Source organism: Photorhabdus kayaii, from assembly GCF_025384895.1.
In the GTDB taxonomy this organism is placed as follows: Bacteria; Pseudomonadota; Gammaproteobacteria; order Enterobacterales; family Enterobacteriaceae; genus Photorhabdus; species Photorhabdus kayaii.
Genome location: NZ_JAJAFZ010000039.1, coordinates 13,963 through 31,294 on the forward strand (window position 1 = coordinate 13,963; position 17,332 = coordinate 31,294).

General features: G+C 43.0%; 14 protein-coding genes and 1 pseudogene. 10 read left to right on the top strand and 5 right to left on the bottom strand.

The window, feature by feature from the left end:
* Nucleotides 1-96: 96 nt before the first annotated feature.
* Both LGZ98_RS14705 and LGZ98_RS14710 read right to left on the bottom strand, forming a co-directional pair.
* Nucleotides 97-870 carry a TatD family hydrolase gene (locus LGZ98_RS14705; RefSeq protein WP_113043864.1) on the bottom strand — a complete coding sequence of 258 codons (774 nt, stop codon included), beginning with the start codon at nt 868-870 and terminating at the stop codon, nt 97-99.
* Between the two features lie 11 nt (nt 871-881).
* On the bottom strand, nt 882-1,019 hold the full coding sequence (locus LGZ98_RS14710; protein ID WP_158536608.1) for a hypothetical protein: 138 nt from the start codon (nt 1,017-1,019) through the stop codon (nt 882-884).
* A 250-nt stretch (nt 1,020-1,269) separates the two neighbouring features.
* Between LGZ98_RS14710 and LGZ98_RS24135 the strand changes: the two are divergent.
* Together LGZ98_RS24135 and tcaC are read left to right on the top strand one after the other, a co-directional pair.
* Nucleotides 1,270-1,560 (top strand): annotated as a pseudogene (locus LGZ98_RS24135) (hypothetical protein); the annotation flags it as partial.
* Nucleotides 1,561-1,780: 220 nt separating this feature from the next.
* Nucleotides 1,781-6,235 (top strand): insecticidal toxin complex protein TcaC, encoded by a 4,455-nt coding sequence (gene tcaC, locus LGZ98_RS14720; RefSeq protein ID WP_113043865.1) that lies wholly within the window; start codon nt 1,781-1,783, stop codon nt 6,233-6,235.
* Here the strand turns inward: tcaC and LGZ98_RS14725 are convergent.
* A complete protein-coding gene (locus LGZ98_RS14725; protein WP_146748128.1) occupies nt 6,195-6,581 on the bottom strand; it encodes a hypothetical protein in 387 nt (128 codons plus the stop codon). The two genes, tcaC and LGZ98_RS14725, sit on opposite strands and share 41 nt — an antisense overlap.
* Nucleotides 6,529-8,121, bottom strand: coding sequence for a glycosyl hydrolase family 18 protein (locus LGZ98_RS14730; protein ID WP_262978230.1), 1,593 nt, complete (start codon nt 8,119-8,121; stop codon nt 6,529-6,531). The genes LGZ98_RS14725 and LGZ98_RS14730 overlap by 53 nt, the downstream gene beginning before the upstream one ends.
* A 719-nt stretch (nt 8,122-8,840) precedes the next feature.
* Between LGZ98_RS14730 and LGZ98_RS14735 the strand changes: the two genes are divergently transcribed.
* Complete coding sequence (locus LGZ98_RS14735; protein ID WP_113043867.1) at nt 8,841-9,059, top strand: hypothetical protein; 219 nt, start codon at nt 8,841-8,843, stop codon at nt 9,057-9,059.
* 140 nt (nt 9,060-9,199) lie between these two features.
* Here the strand turns inward: LGZ98_RS14735 and LGZ98_RS14740 are convergent, their stop codons facing one another.
* Nucleotides 9,200-9,868: an epoxyqueuosine reductase QueH gene (locus LGZ98_RS14740; RefSeq protein WP_113043868.1), complete on the bottom strand. Its 669-nt coding sequence runs from the start codon at nt 9,866-9,868 to the stop codon at nt 9,200-9,202.
* Between the two features lie 411 nt (nt 9,869-10,279).
* Here LGZ98_RS14740 and LGZ98_RS14745 point away from each other — a divergent pair, with 411 nt between their 5' ends.
* The 7 genes from LGZ98_RS14745 to LGZ98_RS14775 all read left to right on the top strand — a co-directional run bounded on the left by LGZ98_RS14745 (nt 10,280) and on the right by LGZ98_RS14775 (nt 17,316).
* Nucleotides 10,280-11,473 (top strand): benzoate/H(+) symporter BenE family transporter, encoded by a 1,194-nt coding sequence (locus tag LGZ98_RS14745; RefSeq protein ID WP_113043869.1) that lies wholly within the window; start codon nt 10,280-10,282, stop codon nt 11,471-11,473.
* 152 nt (nt 11,474-11,625) lie between these two features.
* Nucleotides 11,626-12,627 carry a hypothetical protein gene (locus LGZ98_RS14750; RefSeq protein ID WP_113043882.1) on the top strand — a complete coding sequence of 334 codons (1,002 nt, stop codon included), beginning with the start codon at nt 11,626-11,628 and terminating at the stop codon, nt 12,625-12,627.
* The gene (locus tag LGZ98_RS14755) at nt 12,627-13,772 is read left to right on the top strand and encodes a BamA/TamA family outer membrane protein (RefSeq protein ID WP_113043870.1); all 1,146 of its coding nucleotides are present in this window, start codon (nt 12,627-12,629) and stop codon (nt 13,770-13,772) included. Before LGZ98_RS14750 ends, LGZ98_RS14755 begins: the two co-directional genes overlap by 1 nt.
* Nucleotides 13,769-14,890: a DUF4056 domain-containing protein gene (locus tag LGZ98_RS14760; RefSeq protein WP_262978231.1), complete on the top strand. Its 1,122-nt coding sequence runs from the start codon at nt 13,769-13,771 to the stop codon at nt 14,888-14,890. The genes LGZ98_RS14755 and LGZ98_RS14760 overlap by 4 nt, the downstream gene beginning before the upstream one ends.
* 953 nt (nt 14,891-15,843) lie before the next feature.
* Nucleotides 15,844-16,425 carry a fimbrial protein gene (locus LGZ98_RS14765; protein WP_262978232.1) on the top strand — a complete coding sequence of 194 codons (582 nt, stop codon included), beginning with the start codon at nt 15,844-15,846 and terminating at the stop codon, nt 16,423-16,425.
* Nucleotides 16,425-16,589, top strand: a complete 165-nt coding sequence (locus LGZ98_RS14770) for a hypothetical protein (RefSeq protein ID WP_162120596.1) — start codon at nt 16,425-16,427, stop codon at nt 16,587-16,589. The genes LGZ98_RS14765 and LGZ98_RS14770 overlap by 1 nt, the downstream gene beginning before the upstream one ends.
* A 28-nt stretch (nt 16,590-16,617) precedes the next feature.
* Entirely contained in the window at nt 16,618-17,316 is a 699-nt protein-coding gene (locus LGZ98_RS14775) for a fimbrial biogenesis chaperone (RefSeq protein ID WP_113043873.1), read from the top strand.
* Nucleotides 17,317-17,332 lie beyond the last annotated feature (16 nt).

Sequence of the window (17,332 nt, forward strand, 5' to 3'; positions counted from 1 at the left end):
CAAAATCCTCACGTACTACGTGTACGCTCCGGTTTTTCCGCGCTGTCCGTGTTCAAACTGTCTGCAACAATTACGCCTATTGAGATAGGCTCTAAATCATATAATTAATCCAAATAACTCAACACTGTTATGATAAAGTTGGCGAGCAATCTCATCAGGAACTTCGCGGCGGAGCTCACATAACGAAGCAAAAACTCCGGCAATTTTTTCCGGCCGGTTAGGTTCTCCCTGAAAACCGAAAAGCGGCATATCTGGAGCATCGGTTTCCAGCACCAGAGACGTTAACGGGAGTTCAGCCATTACGCGACGTGTTTTCTGCGCTCTTTCATAAGTAATGGTTCCCCCTACCCCAAGGTAATATCCCAAACCGATAAAAGCCTCCGCCTGCGATAAGCTACCCGCAAATCCGTGTACTACACCGGTACGGTGAAGGTTGATTCTTCTTAGGATCGCTGCCAGTTGATCATGGCTTTTTCGGGAATGAAGGATAACCGGCAGTTCATACTGTTTTGCTAACCGCAATTGATCGCATAACAACGCTTTCTGTTTTTCAAATTGGGGTTCAGTCATATAGAGATCAAGCCCAATCTCCCCAACCGCCACCAACTTTTCGTGTTTCTGTTTCAGAAACGATTCCAAATCCGCAAGATGCGCTTCCTGATGTTGATCGATATAAAGAGGATGTAAACCCAATGCAGCATAAATTGCAGGATAAGTACAAGCCAATTCAGATACCTGTTGCAAATTTGCACTACTAATAGCGGGGACAATAATTCTATCCACACCAACCTGTGCCGCCCGTTGCAGGCTCTGCTGTTCATCATCACGAAACGGAGGGAAATCAAAATGGCAGTGAGTATCAATAAACATGAAACTATCCGTTATTTATCTGTTCTGACGATAGAAAAATTGAGGGCATACTGAATATCAATACCATTTTTGACGGAAACTGTGTAGATATCTATGCCGATAAGGCGAGGAGCCATCACCCGGTAAAAGACCAGAAATGCCCCGATCAATTCAAGTCTGATTATTTTCAGTCTGAAACTGTTACGAGGTTTCTTTACCGCTATGATTAAATTAATTTTTTATTCCTACATTAATAAAAATTAAGCTTAACATAATAAGCTTTCACGCTATAAAGTCATTCCTCCATCAGTTAACACTCTTACCAAATAGTGAAAATGATTCTAAATACCTAAGATAGATATTGATTGCGGGTAATCCAGATCAAGCCGCCGCTTCAATAGTTGTACCACTAAAACTCACTTATTACTCACACTATCATGTTTTAAATAGTGGCAAACTCAGGTCACCGTTTCCCGTGATGAAATGATCCGCTATTTCGATCAATTAAATGCTAAAGATATGACGGCTGAAAATGCAGCTTCACTTATCGCCACATTGCATGAGATGGATAAAGGTACGATAGCGCAAGTGAATACCTTGCTATTAGGAGAAAATAACTGGCCGAAAAGTTTTACATCACTTTGGCAACGTCTGACCTGGTTACGTGTCGGACAAAGTTTGAATGTCGGTAGTACCACTCTGAGCAACCTAGATAGCCGTTTTCTGCCTTTTGAAGGTCGAAAAGCAACAACCGGTACACTGGAGCTCAATATTTTCCATGCCGGTAAAGAAAGAACGCAACGTGGGCTAGTTGCCAATCTGAGTGACATCATTGTGCATCTGAATTACATCATTCGAGACGCATAAATTTTTTTTCTTTGTCGATCACAGGTCCCTCCCTATTAGGGGCCTGTTATTAAGGAGTACTTTTATGCAGGATTCACCAGAAGTATCGATTACAACGCTGTCACTTCCCAAAGGTGGCGGAGCTATCAATGGCATGGGAGAAGCGCTAAGTGCTGCCGGCCCTGATGGAATGGCCACTCTATCTCTGCCGTTGCCCCTTTCGACTGGCAGAGGGACTGCGCCTGGATTATCGCTGCTTTACAGCAGTAGTGCAGGTAACGGGCCTTTCGGTATCGGCTGGCAATGTGGCGTCATGACTATTAGCCGACGCACCCAACATGGCATTCCACAATACGGTAATGACGACACGTTCTTATCTCCACAAGGCGAAGTCATGAATATTGCCCTAAATAACCAAGGGCAACCAATCCGTCAAGACGTTAAGACGCTGCAAGGCGTGACCTTGCCAATCTCCTATACCGTGACCCGCTATCAAGCCCGCCAGATCGTGGATTTCAGCAGAATCGAATACTGGCAACCGGCCTCCGGTCAAGAAGGACGCGCTTTCTGGCTGATATCGTCACCGGACGGCCAACTGCACATCTTAGGGAAAACCGCACAGGCTTGTCTGGCAAATCCGCAAAATGATCAACAAATCGCCCAGTGGTTGCTGGAAGAAACCGTGACACCAACCGGTGAACATGTCAGTTATCAATACCGAGCCGAAGATGAAACCCATTGTGACGACAATGAAAAAACCGCTCACCCCAATGCTACCGCACAGCGCTATCTGGTACAGGTGAACTACGGTAACATCAAACCGCAAACCAGCCTGTTCGTACTGGATAACACACCTCCGACACCGGAAGAGTGGCTGTTTCATCTGGTCTTTGACCACGGTGAACGCGATACGTCACTTCATACCGTGCCGAAATGGGATGCAGGTACAGCACAATGGCCTGTACGCCAGGATATCTTCTCTCGCTATGAATACGGTTTTGAAGTACGTACTCGCCGCTTATGCCAACAAGTACTGATGTTTCACCGTACCGCGCTCATGGCCGGAGAAGCCGGTACCAGTGACGCCCCGGAACTGGTTGGACGCTTAATACTGGATTACGATAGAAATGCCAGCGTCACCACATTGATTGCCGCCCGCCAATTGAGTCACGAACCGGATGGCAGCCCAATCACTCTGCCACCATTAGAGTTGGCCTGGCAGCGGTTCAACCTAGAGAAGATGCCAACATGGCAACGTTTTGATGCACTAGATAATTTTAACTCGCAGCAACGTTATCAATTGGTTGATCTGCGAGGAGAAGGGTTGCCGGGTATGCTGTACCAAGATCGCGGTGCTTGGTGGTATAAAGCGCCGCAACGTCAGGAAGACGGGGATAGTAATGCCGTCACTTACGACAAAATCGCCCCACTGCCTACCCTACCCAGTTTGCAGGATAATGCCTCATTGATGGATATCAACGGAGACGGCCAACTGGATTGGGTAATCACCGCCTCCGGTATTCGCGGATACCATAGCCAGCAACCCGATGGAAAATGGACGCACTTTACGCCAATCAATGCCTTGCCAGTAGAATATTTTCACCCAAGCATCCAGTTCGCTGACCTTACCGGGGCAGGCTTATCCGATTTAGTGTTGATCGGGCCGAAAAGCGTGCGTCTGTACGCCAACCAGCGAAACGGCTGGCGTAAAGGACAAGATGTCCCCCAATCCACAGGTATCACTCTGCCAGTTACTGGAACCGACGCCCGCAAACTGGTGGCTTTCAGCGATATGCTCGGTTCCGGTCAACAGCACCTAGTGGAAATCAGGGCTAATCGCGTCACTTGTTGGCCTAATCTGGGACATGGCCGTTTCGGTCAACCACTGACCCTGCCAGGATTTAACCAGCCCGAAACTAGCTTCAATCCCGAACGGCTGTTTTTGGCGGATATCGACGGCTCCGGCACCACTGACATTATCTATGCGCAATCCGGCTCTTTGCTCATTTATCTCAACCAAAGTGGTAATCAATTTGATGCCCCGCTGACGTTAGCTTTGCCAGAAGGCGTACAATTTGACAATACTTGCCAACTCCAAGTCGCTGATATTCAAGGGCTAGGGATAGCCAGTCTGATCCTGACAGTGCCACATATGGCACCACATCACTGGCGTTGCGATTTGTCGCTAACCAAACCTTGGTTGCTAAATGTGATGAACAATAACCGGGGTGCACATCACACTCTACATTATCGTAGCTCCGCGCAATTCTGGTTGGATGAGAAATTACAACTCACCAAAGCAGGCAAATCTCCAGCTTGTTACCTGCCGTTTCCAATGCATCTGCTGTGGCATACCGAAATTCAGGATGAAATCAGCGGTAACCGGCTCACGAGTGCAGTCAGCTACAGCCACGGTGTTTGGGATGGTAAAGAGCGGGAATTCAGAGGATTTGGTTGCGTCAAACAGACAGATACCACAACATTTTCTCACGGCACCGCCCCCGAACAGGCGGCACCGTCATTGAGCATTAGCTGGTTTGCCACCGGGATAGATGACGTAGACAGCCAATTAGCCACAGAATATTGGCAGGCAGATACTCAGGCTTATAGCGGATTTGAAACCCGTTATACCGTCTGGGATAACGCTAACCAGACAGACCAAGCATTCACCCCCAATGAGACACAACGTAACTGGCTAACGCGGGCACTTAAAGGCCAACTGCTACGCACCGAGCTCTACGGTCTGGACGGAACGGATAATCAAACGGTGCCTTATACCGTCAGTGAATCACGCTATCAGGTACGCTCTATTCCCGTAGAGAAAGAAACCGAATTATCTGCCTGGGTTACCACCATTGAAAATCGCAGCTACCACTATGAACGTATCATCAGTGATCCACAGCTCAGCCAAAGTATCTGGCTGCAACACGATATCTTTGGTCAATCACTGCAAAGTGTCGATATTGCCTGGCCGCGCCGCGAAAAACCGGCAGAAAACCCCTACCCGCCAACCCTGCCGGAAACACTATTCGACAGTAGCTATGATGATCAGCAACAACAATTACGTCTGGTGAGGCAAAAAAATAGCTGGCATCACCTGACTGATGGAGAAAACTGGCGATTAGGTTTACCAAATGCACAACGCCGTGATGTTTATACTTATGACCGGACCAAAATTCCGGCCGAAGGGATCTCTCTTGAAGTCTTGCTGAAAGCCGATGGCCTGCTAGCAGATGAAAAAGCAGCCGTTTATCTGGGGCAACAACAGACGTTTTACACCGCCGGTCAATCGGAAGTCACACTAGAAAAGCCCACGTTACAGGCGCTGGTAGCGTTTCAAGAAACCGCCATGATGGACGATACCTCATTACAGGCGTATGAAGGGGTGATTGAAGAACAGGGGTTGAATACCACACTGACACAGGCCGGTTATCAGCAAGTCGCGCGGTTATTTAATACCGGATCAGAAAGCCCAGTATGGGTGGCACGGCAAGGCTATACCGATTACGGTGATGCCACCCAGTTCTGGCGGCCTCAGACTCAGCGTAACTCGTTACTGACAGGGAAAACCACTCTGACCTGGGATACCCATCATTGCGTAATAATTCAGACTCAGGATGCCGCTGGATTAACGACGCAAGCCCGTTACGATTATCGTTTCCTTACGCCGGTACAACTGACAGATATTAATGATAATCAACATATTGTGACACTGGACGCGCTAGGTCGCGTGACCACCAGCCGGTTCTGGGGTACGGAGGCAGGACAAGCCACAGGCTATTCTAATCAGCCCTTTACACCACCGGATTCCGTAGATAAAGCGCTAGCGTTAACAGGAGTACTCCCCGTTGCCCAATGTTTAGTCTATGCCGTTGATAGCTGGATGCCGTTGTTATCTTTGTCTCAGCTTTCTCAGTCACCAGAAGAGGCAGAAGCGCTATGGGCGCAACTGCGTGCCGCTCATATGGTTACCGAAGATGGGAAAGTGTGCGCGCTAGGCGGGAAACGGGGAATAGGCCAGCAGAACCTCACGATTCAACTCATCTCGCTATTGGCAAGTATTCCCCGTTTACCTCCACATGTACTGGGGATCACCACTGATCGCTACGATAACGATCCGCAACAACAGCACCAACAGACCGTGAGTTTTAGTGACGGTTTTGGCCGGTTACTCCAGAGTTCAGTCCGTCATGAGCCCGGTGATGCCTGGCAACGTAAAGAGGACGGTGGGCTAGTTGTGGATGCAAATGGCGCTCTGGTCAGTGCCGCTACAGATACCCGATGGGCCGTTTCCGGTCGCACAGAATATGACGATAAAGGCCAACCGGTACGTACTTATCAACCCTATTTTCTGAATAACTGGCGCTACGTTAGTGATGACAGCGCACGAGATGACCTGTTTGCCGATACCCACCTTTATGATCCACTGGGACGGGAATACAAGGTCATCACCGCTAAGAAATATTTGCGAGAAAAACAGTACACTCCGTGGTTTATCGTCAGTGAGGATGAAAACGATACCGCATCAAGAACCCCATAGTTTTACCTATTTTTATCTGTTGCCCCGCGGTATATTGCGGGGCAGTATCTATCAACTTTGAAAATTTAGCATTTCCGATAAGTTCCACCGTTTTGATAATGCAAATCACCTTTAAAGGAAACCCACATATATACCCGTCATCTTTCAAGTTGCCTCTTTGTTGGCTGCACTCACTCACCCCGGTCACATAGTTATCTATGCTCCCGGGGATTCGTTCCCTTGCCGTCGCGATGCATCTTGCAATCCATAGGGTATATACTTGCAGAATTAAAAATGAAATATCAACGTCAATGTTATTTCTTAATAAAAGCCGGAACAGGATCAGGTGTCGGGACAGAACTATCACAATTATAATGCTCTCCTGTCAGCCCTATTTTTTTGCAAGCTGTAGACAAAACATCATTAGGTGTTGCCCACTCATCTTTCCAGTTACTACCGTCATAACGTTCATTCTTAAATAGATCCCACATTATCAGACCCGTTTTACCATATTTGATCGTACCATCTAATATGCTGTTAAGAGCGCTCTTCGTCAGCGGTAAATTACCGGTTGCGGGTCTACCAACTTCAAATCCAACGGTAATCGGCGGCAAAACCAATAATTTTTGCGGTTGAACTGATGCCTGAGCGTAATTACGTGCCCCTTTCAGTTTGATATGAAAGGTAACAACTTCATTGCCCGATTTAAGCCAATTAATATATTGACCATAATAATACTTAACCTGTCCAGGAAGGTCACAAGGAATATATGTTTCACCCTCGCCGATAATTCCACAATCTGTTTCACTTAAATCATAGGTCATTACACCAATATAGCTGAGTCGGTTGATCAGATTGGGATAACTCAGAGCGGTATTATAAATCAAACCATAGAGATTTCCTCCCCACCAGGCACCACCATAAATATCACTATTCCTCGCATTGGTTCCCCAGTTAGCGGACATATTCGGGATACCTCCCGTTGCAGGACCTGCGGTACTTAGCTTAAGTGATGGCTTAACTGCATTAATCGAAGTGTAAAAAGACTTTAAAATAGCGGCGAATTTATCCACGGTTGCAGGCATTGCGCGGGGAATTTTTTCTGCACCAGGAACAATATTCATTGATGCATCATAAACATAACCGCCTAATCCCTTTGCTATTAAAGTTGATGTAATAAGATTCTCACTGTTATTAGAGGGAACCTTGATTGAGTCAGGTGTTAATTTCCAGCTTTTTGCATTAATATCAGCGTGCCAAAACTCTTCATAATCCACATCAATCCCGGCTACACCTAAATCAGCCGCCAAATTAACAATATTTCTATATGCCTTATCTGCGGCTTTACCCGTAATAGTACTGTCAAATCGAGGAACTTTAGTCAGTGGATTGGGAAAAATATCATAAACTGCACCGGGTTCATTACCACAAGCATTTTTTTTGCCAGCAGTTATATCATAAATTTTCGGATAACAACTAAAATTCCATCCACCTATAGCAATATAAGTACTCACTCCATGAGATTTTAAATCAGCAATAACTCTTTTTAATGCCACAAAATCAGCCCTGGCATTTTCAGCTTCTTTGGTGCTAATGATTTGACCAGAAGTACAGGTATAACCAAACAATCCTGAACATTTCAGACTGTTTTTCTCATAGTTAACAAAACTAGGCTGGACAAAAGACAATACCAGCATATTAAAGTTGCTCTTATTCTTAGAGATATTTTTACTCAATTTTTTAAAATTATCAAGGCTGGCATAATATTCTTGAGTATCCACCTGTGCAGCAGGCCCACTCAGATAATATGCAGATATTTTAGGGTTGGCGGCAATAACATTTCCTGATGTGAAAAAACATAATATAGAACTCGCTAATAAATATCGGTTTAATTTGTATTTAGACATATATCTATCTCCACTTGGTTAACATTACTTTTCCGATTACAGCCAATGAGTTATCATGACGCCTCATTGCCTTTTCATCATGAACGGTATAAGTTTTTCCCTAATAGAGCGTTAATATGCTCAGTCTGTTATTATAGACTGTGATGTAGTTACTGAACTGTTATATCCGTTATCTTTCAAGTTGCCTCTTTGTTGGCTGCACTCCCTTGCCGTCGCGATTCATCTTGAAATCCATAGGGTATATATCAGCATTAATTATTTCAATGCACCAATTTCATAATAGTATAGTTTTCACCATTGTCCACAAAAGAGATAGAAATTAGTTGTAATAATATTTCTCTCTAATCTATCTAAATAAAAAACAATAGGGTATATGTGATAATTCCTCTAGATTATACCTATGTTAATTAATTACCGCTTGTGCAAACCTGCCTATGAATGAACAGTGAATACGAACACCAGAGTATACATGTCAATAGAAAACCCACCGCTTTAAATAAACGCCCTCTGTTATCAGGCAAATTATGCCCAAAAACTTCAACGATTCTTCAACGAATTATAAAAAACTATAAAAAAGCATTATCTTAAATTGCTGAATTAATGATCAGGCCCGTATACTCACTGTGCGTTAAAACAAATCTGGAATAGCAAGTAGCTTACTGAGTCGCGCAAAATGTATTCCAGCAAGTGAAACAAAGTTAAAACACAGGAAAATTATCATGACACGTTTAGGCTTATCTATAACTGTATTATCACTGTTATTCTCTGGCGCGGTATTGGCTGCACCTAGCACACCCGCCCCCCAATCTTCGAATACCAAGGCGACGTCTTCCCATATGGAAAATACCAAAGCAGAGAAGAAATCTGGCAAAACCGCCCCCAAACAACGCTCACACCAGAAGGCAAAAAGCAAAGAAGCCAAGAAGAAGGCTCACTGAGTTTTCCGGCCTAAAACTACTATTTATGTCCGCAATTATGTCCGCAATTATGTCCGCAATCGTTATGACACAAGTTTAGTCGTATCATAACTGTAAATTCAGGGGGGAAATCCCCCCCTCAACAGGCTATCGTGAAAAGCTTAACAAGCCCCTTCAGTATCTTCATCACCATAATATTTAACACCAATCCTGATGATATCCCGTCCCTGAGATTTACGGTGTTTATTCGTGTCACGCAATGAATAGATACAACCACAATATTCCTGCTGATAAAATCTTTCCTGTTTACTAATTTCAATCATCCGAGCTGAACCACCTTGTTTACGCCAGTTGTAATCCCAGTATTGAATCCCCGGATACTGACTTGCCGCTCGTTTTCCACAATCATTTATCTGCTGCATGTTTTTCCAGCGGGAAATGCCCAACGAGCTTGAAATAACGCTGAAATTATTTTCATAAGCATACAAAGCCGTACGCTCAAAACGCATATCAAAGCACATGGTGCAGCGAACACCTCTTTCTGGCTCCAATTCCATGCCTTTAGCACGTTCAAACCAGTTATCGCTGTCATAATCCGCATCCACAAATGGCACATTGTGTTGCTCCGCAAAACGAATGTTCTCTTCTTTGCGAATTAAATATTCCCGTTTGGGATGAATATTTGGATTATAGAAAAAGACGGTGTAATCAATTCCAGAGGCACGTAGCGCTTCCATCACTTCACCAGAACAAGGAGCACAACAAGAGTGTAATAATAATCGTTCCGCATTATCCGGTAACGTTAAAACAGGGCGAACATAGTTTTCCATTTAGCAGGCTCCATATATACCCGTCATCTTTCAAGTTGCCTCTTTGTTGGCTGCACTCGCTCACCCCGGTCACATAGTTACCTATGCTCCCGGGGATTCACTCCCTTGCCGTCGCGATCCATCTTGAAATCCTAGGGTATAATTATAAGAATTAATTATAGAATATAGTTATTTTTAGCTTCAAATTTTTCGAATGAAATTTATCATGACTGACTTGTCGTTATGATCTTTGCCTTTACGATCCTTACCTTTGTGATCATCGTAAATTACTTGAAACTCTGACAGGTTCTACCGTTATATTGTCGTCATCAAAGTTTGTACGATACCGATAAATCCGTTTTACGCTGATAGTTAATAAATTATAGCCAAATTCAGATGCTTTTAACCAAAATAATTTAAATGGAGACCACGATGCGCCATACAATTTCTCTGAGTGACCTCTCTTTTCCGGCAATCATCGCCGGATTTGTCGCTGTTTTAGTCGGATATACCAGTTCAGCGGCAATTATCTTTCAGGCTGCGGAAGCGGCGGGCGCCACCCCCATGCAGATCGGTGGTTGGCTAAGTATGCTAGGACTTGGAATGGGCATCAGCTCCCTGGGGCTATCGCTTTATTACCGCACCCCTGTCCTTACCGCATGGTCAACACCGGGTGCCGCGCTACTGGTGACAACGCTACCAGGAACATCAATCAACGAAGCCATTGGTATCTTTATTTTTGCTTCAGCGCTGATCTTGCTGTGCGGTATTACTGGCCTGTTTGCCCGGTTGATGAACTATATTCCACAGGCACTTTCCGCAGCCATGCTGACCGGTATTCTGTTACGCTTTGGTTTGGATGCCTTTTCCTCATTTTCAGTCAACTTCGTACTGACTGCCGGAATGTGTTTGACTTATCTTCTGGCACGCAGATATTTATCCCGCTATGCCATCATCTTAACACTATTATCAGGGCTGATTATCGCCGCTTTACAGGGAGATATTCACTTTGAACAACAATCCACAGTCGCGTTTGTTGCCCCTGAATTTATTGCACCCAGTTTCACATTCTCTTCGTTATTGAGTGTCGGTATCCCATTTTTTATCGTTACAATGGCATCTCAAAATGCACCCGGCATTGCCACACTAAAAGCCGCAGGGTATCCGGTTTCTGTTTCATCACTGATAAGCTGGACTGCGCTCATCTCACTGATCTTATCACCTTTTGGTGGTTTTTCCGTCTGTATTGCCGCCATTACTGCCGCAATTTGTATGAGCCCGGAAATCCACGCTGACCCACATCGCCGTTATATGGCCGCTGCCGTAGCGGGTGTGTTTTACCTGATAGCGGGCCTGTTCGGTGGTTCAATCAGTATGTTATTCAGCGCGCTACCGGCGGCGCTTATTCATATTATTGCCGGATTAGCATTGCTTGGAACAATTTCTGGCAGCCTGCTACAAGCGCTACAGAATGAAAAGCAACGAGACGCAGCAATAATCACATTTTTGATCACCGCTTCCGGTGTGACGTTACTTGGCGTAGGTGCTGCATTCTGGGGGTTAATAGGTGGAGTAATAACCATGATCCTTTTATCTTTGCCTGAGAAAAACAAAATAGTTCATTAGATGAACAGTAAAATTATACTTTTCAGCACTTTATGATACTTATTATCAATAAAACTTATGATAGTTTGCCGAGTCTGTTGCGCTTTGAATATTACGATGGGACATATCTAACAACCTTAAATCTTATTACCCGCAAAACCGAGCTTTCTATTATGAAATTTTTTGATATAGAATTTTCTGATATTAGCAAGTTAGCTGTTATTTCATTCTGTCTGGCAATCCCTTATAGCTATGCAGATGACCGCCCAATTCTTTCTCTCTCGGTTAGCCAGTCCGGTGGAAGCCAAACGACTGCTGATGGCAGTTTATCCAGAAAACCAAATAAGCAAGAATCACGGATACTCCCAATTTGGGGTGACGAGGCCAGAGCTAAAGGTTATGACCTACCGGAGCCTTTTGGCGCCAGTTACGGTTATATGAATATGCGACAGAATGTCATTGTAGATGATATTAAAATCATTATACCGGACACCCCAGGCTTTGAAGATGTACTGGATATAAACACAGGAAAAACCAGAGGAAAGAATGAATCACATATGCTCAAGCTGGATACTTGGGTTCTGCCTTTTCTGAATGTTTATGGCGTTTATGGCTGGACAAAAGGCTCATCGAAAACCAACATTGAGGGAATCAGTTTTTTTGGTCAGACTATTCAGGAAATGAAAGATATTCCCTTCGCACTAGATTTTAAAGGTAAAACCTATGGTGGCGGTTTTACTCTGGCAGGGGGCTACGATCAATTTTTCGGTACGCTTGATACCAACTATACCTACACTAATCTGGATATTCTGGATGGTAAAATTAGCGCTCTGGTCGTCACTCCACGAATTGGTTATGAATTTGTATTCCAGCCAATCATTCCAGGGCAAGGAAATACCAAATTGCAAGTATGGACCGGTGGTATGTACCAGAAAATTACTCAGGAATTTGAAGGCAATATTAGTAATCTGGATTTACCCCCCATGTTTGACAAATTGGTAAGTGCATTCGATGATTATGAGAATATGAAATTCAAAGTAAAACAGCATGTTGCATCTCGCTGGAATAATACCGTCGGCGCAAGGCTGGAAGTCACACGCAATTTCAATATGCTGACTGAAGTTGGCTTTAACAAACGTAACAGCGTCTATATCTCAAGTGAGTTCCGTTTTTAATGAATATCCGCTGTACTTTACATGGGCTGGCTCTAGTCAGCCTTTTTATTTCTAATTTCTCATATGGCGAAGCACTACTCAGCAGGGAAAAAATCGATGGCTGGCTAGAAAAATTAGGTGGCAGTAATACCTATGACAGCAGTAAAGCGATTGACTGGGGCATTTTACCCGGCCCTTTCTATACTCCAGAGTTAGGTGCTGGTCTCGGTGTTGCTGTCATTGGTCTCTATCGGCCAGATGATAATGATCATACCAGCCAAATCTCTTCTCTTTCCCTGAATGGATTTGCCTCTTCAACAGGCGCCTTTGGCTTCACATTTGATAACTACAATTTCTTTGCTGATGATCAATGGCGTTTTTTCCTTTCCGGTACATTGAACAACGTTCCCACCTATTATTGGGGAACGGGATATCAAGCAGGTAAGGTAGATGATCGCAAAGAAAAATATCACTCACAGGAACTGCACCTGCAACCCAGAGTGCTCTATCGAGTTGCTGATTCTACCTATTTAGGCGCCGGCTGGGATTTTTCATCATTACACGCTAAAGACCCTGATAACGGCGCTAAAAAACTTTTTGCAGCAGAAAACGATGGCCGGTCCATATTGAGTTCGGGCGTCAGTGCCTATTTCAGCTACGACACACGGGATTTTCTGCCTAACGCTCATCAAGGATACGTTCTTGATATGACCTATACCCATTTTTCCCCGGCATTAGGCAGTGATCGCCGGTTTAATACCGTTGATATGCAATACAGCACCTATTATCAATTAGATGAAAAATCTGTACTGGCATTCGATAGTTATGGTCGTTTCACTGACGGCCAAGTACCCTGGAATATGCTGTCAATGCTAGGTAATAGTAATCGGATGCGCGGATATTATGAAGGTAGATACCGGGACAAAAATGTTATCAGCACCCAATTGGAATATCGGCGCAAATTGGACTGGCGGCACGGATTTGTCTTGTGGGCAGGGGCGGGCACCCTAAGCCATTATGCAAAAGATATTGGCTCAGAAAACTGGTTACCCACCGTTGGTGCTGGCTATCGTTTTGAATTCAAACCTAAAATGAATGTCAGACTGGACTTTGGTATCGGTAAAAAAAGCAATGGATTTTATTTTCAGGTGGGAGAGGCGTTTTGAAATTGCGTTTATGGATTACTGCTTTAACGTTAGTTGCAGGATGCCAGGGAACTTTTTCTTCAATCGTACCAGTACAACCTGACTTAAATAGTGAAACAACCGCCGAAGCCACTCGTGCATGGCCGGTTCTTGCTCCGATTCCCTCTCCCGAAGGATTAAGAGCTTGCTGTGCTTTTGGCTACAATTTAAAAACTGAATTACTGACCATTCCAGTACCTTTTTACCACATAAGTAATGTGCTGGATGCCGATAATCTTGGGGCACATAATTATAACAACAGTTTTTTTGGTACCGTTGCTTCATTAACAGGGCTCAGTAATGAAAAAGTGGGGATGATATATACCCGCCGGGGCGGATTCATTGATATTTCCCATGTACGGGATACCGCTGATAATGCGGTTTTTCTGTTCAGTCAAATCTGGCCTCGTCTTGGAGAAGAGTGGCAAATAGAACTCAGCAGCGAATTAGCATTACGCCGTATCCAATTCTATCAATTCACACCACCAGCATCGATAGAACAACGTTATACCTTAACTGCTTATCTAGCCGCAAAATTGGCTTTTGAACTTGCTGCATGGCATGAAATCGCCCAATGGTACGGTTATCAGTCTGTACCGGGATTTTCTGAAAAAGTATCTGCGTTCTCTCCTGAAGATCTCTACTCCAATCTATTAGGCGCTCGTCTTTCCCTCTCTTTGATACTGGCTGGGCAAGTACCGTCAATGAAACAGTACCGTCTATCAATGCAAGCTATTCTGCCTCCTGCACTACGTGAACTGGAAGCCTTATCCCCTGATGAAACGCGGAAAATGTTTGAACAGGTTGATGGTATCTGGTGGGACAGCAAACGCCGTATACCTGATAAGCACTTAATACTTCAACGTGATTTCCATACTCACAGCGATCGTACCCCTAATATGGTGCCTACAGAACAACAAGTTCCACTCAGGCTTACCCTGCCACAACAATATACTGGCTACAGATTATCTGAATTGGCCGAATTACAATTGTGGCCTAGTCGCCAGATGAAAGATCTTCCTGTACCAGAAAGCTACTGGATTGCACTTGATTTTCCACAATTGGCAGAAAAAGCGAAAGAACAGCAAGAGAATCATTGATGCATATATTTTCTATGAATCAATGAATATACCCGTTATCTTTCAAGTTGCCTCTTTGTTGGCTACACTCGCTCACCCCGGTCACATAGTTTGCTATGCTCCCGGGGATTCACTCCCTTGCCGTCGCGATGCATCTTGAAATCCGTAGGGTATATAACATTATGAGTTAAAATATATGGGAAATTTTAGATTACTATTTCTCAAACAATAATCCCATTTTAATATCATCAATTATAATTTACTATTTCCATAATGTTACATCATAATATAAACTCAACATCATCCATAATAAAATCAAACTATGCCGACCATACTTAAATTAAGCTATAAAGAGAAAGCCTACATCAATAAGGCATTATTTCACAGGATAAAAAATCGTATTGAAATATTTACAAAGATAAAAAATCAATAAACAACTGATATAAAATAATTAATATTACATAACATCTAAAAAAACAAATCAAAAAATCATAAAAATATTAACCACCCCAACAACCAAAAAAGAAACAAAATCTCAAAAAGATCACAAAAATAAGGATATAATTCTTTATTATACTCTTAATATGTGTATTGCACTTACTTTTATCGAAAAATTAGACTTTCACTCTTAATTTAACTCAAATAACAAAAATCCCTTCTTAAGTAGGTTTAATCGTCTATAATATACATTTCCAAGTTATAAATATGTATAAACAATATCAGCTTTATCTAAGTAGATAAAATAATAACTTACATTATCAACAATTAGATTTATTCAACCAAAACTCAAGTTACTAAACTATTTTCAACTATATGATATATTGATTTTTATTTTAAATTTACAACATTAAATAAATTTAATAGATAAACACTCATATTGTTTTTTAATTTTTCTGATGTATTTGGGGATTCAGGGCCCCTATCTTCACCCCTGATAAAGTCAATTAAGATGTCCCTACTCCTGGAGAGGAAAAATGAATAAACTAGCGTTATCGACCACCACCGCGCTTATTTTTGCTACAGGTTCTGCTGTTGCAGCCAATGAAGCCGCTGGCGGTATATTACATTTCTCTGGCGCAGTCACTGATGCCACTTGTACTATTAACAGTGGTGCTTCAGCTAATCTGTCGATTATATTGGAACCTATCTCAGTCACTCAAGCCGGACAAAAAGAAGGCTTAATTGATTATGGCAAGAAAGCATTTTCACTAGAATTTTCTAACTGCCAGTCCAAAGCCGTTGGTTTTGATCCAGCAACCTCTATGTTGAAAATCCAGTTCTCATCATCACATACTATTTCTAACGATGCTAAGTACCTGGTTAACCAAGAACTCAATGCAAATGGTAAGCCGAAAAACGTAGGTATCGCTATTGTTAAACACACCGAAGAAAATAACCCTATTATGCTGAATAAAGCGTTTGATACAGGAATCAAAGGCTCAGAGACAACACCTGAAATTGTCGATTTCTATGCGAAATACTACAAAGTAGGCACTGATGCTGCTGAGCCAGGTAAAGTAGTAACGATGGTTACTTATCACGTTACTTATTTATAATGATTTATACCCTATGGATTTCAAGATGCATCGCGGCGGCAAGGGAGCGAATCCCCGGGAGCATAGATAACTATGTGACCGGGGTGAGTGAGTGCAGCCAACAAAGAGGTAACTTGAAAGATGACGGGTATACTACAATAAACAAAGCCTATTTAGATAAATAGGCTTATTTAATTTGGCAAAAATAACGTTATGAAAAAATTATTTTTAACTATATTATTAGGGATAACGACTTTATCTGCTCATGCCAACATCGTTATTAACACAACACGTGTTATTTATCCAGCCAGTAATAAAGAGGTATCAGTTCAATTATTAAATGCAGGGGCTCAACCCTCTCTGGTACAATCCTGGATAGATGATGGCGATCCTAATTCAACACCTGAAACAGCTAAAGTCCCCTTTTTACTCATCCCTCCAGTCGTCAAAATTGATGGCAATAACGGGCAACAATTAAGAATTAAATACATCAACAGCAATCTACCCACGGATCGTGAATCGCTATTTTATTTAAATATTCTGGATATTCCACCCACAGCAGAAAACATTGGCGATAAAAACGTTATGCAGATTGCTATTCGTACCCGGATCAAATTTTTCTATCGGCCAGAAAAGCTTTCTATCTTACCGAAACAGATCCAACAACATATTGGATTAAAACGTGAGGGTAGCCAACTAAAATTGGAGAATTCATCACCCTATTTCATGAATATCGTCGGCCTTAAATCTTCTGACATTCAACCTAACTTACTAAATGAAGGAACAATTATAAAACCGTTCTCTTCTCATTCATTCAGTACCAATGAAAAAGTAAAAGTTGGAGATAAATTAACTCTGGCTATTGTTGATGATTTTGGTGCTATAAATAAATTAACTTTACCACTTCAATAGTGATATTACTGGCATA

Bases quoted from the DNA above. Each gene is read 5' to 3' on its own strand.
- LGZ98_RS14705 (WP_113043864.1), bottom strand. From the start codon at position 870: ATGTTTATTGATACTCACTGCCATTTTGATTTCCCTCCGTTTCGTGAT.
- tcaC (WP_113043865.1), top strand. From the start codon at position 1,781: ATGCAGGATTCACCAGAAGTATCGATTACAACGCTGTCACTTCCCAAA.
- LGZ98_RS14730 (WP_262978230.1), bottom strand. From the start codon at position 8,121: ATGTCTAAATACAAATTAAACCGATATTTATTAGCGAGTTCTATATTA.
- LGZ98_RS14735 (WP_113043867.1), top strand. From the start codon at position 8,841: ATGACACGTTTAGGCTTATCTATAACTGTATTATCACTGTTATTCTCT.
- LGZ98_RS14740 (WP_113043868.1), bottom strand. From the start codon at position 9,868: ATGGAAAACTATGTTCGCCCTGTTTTAACGTTACCGGATAATGCGGAA.
- LGZ98_RS14745 (WP_113043869.1), top strand. From the start codon at position 10,280: ATGCGCCATACAATTTCTCTGAGTGACCTCTCTTTTCCGGCAATCATC.
- LGZ98_RS14750 (WP_113043882.1), top strand. From the start codon at position 11,626: ATGAAATTTTTTGATATAGAATTTTCTGATATTAGCAAGTTAGCTGTT.
- LGZ98_RS14755 (WP_113043870.1), top strand. From the start codon at position 12,627: ATGAATATCCGCTGTACTTTACATGGGCTGGCTCTAGTCAGCCTTTTT.
- LGZ98_RS14765 (WP_262978232.1), top strand. From the start codon at position 15,844: ATGAATAAACTAGCGTTATCGACCACCACCGCGCTTATTTTTGCTACA.
- LGZ98_RS14770 (WP_162120596.1), top strand. From the start codon at position 16,425: ATGATTTATACCCTATGGATTTCAAGATGCATCGCGGCGGCAAGGGAG.
- LGZ98_RS14775 (WP_113043873.1), top strand. From the start codon at position 16,618: ATGAAAAAATTATTTTTAACTATATTATTAGGGATAACGACTTTATCT.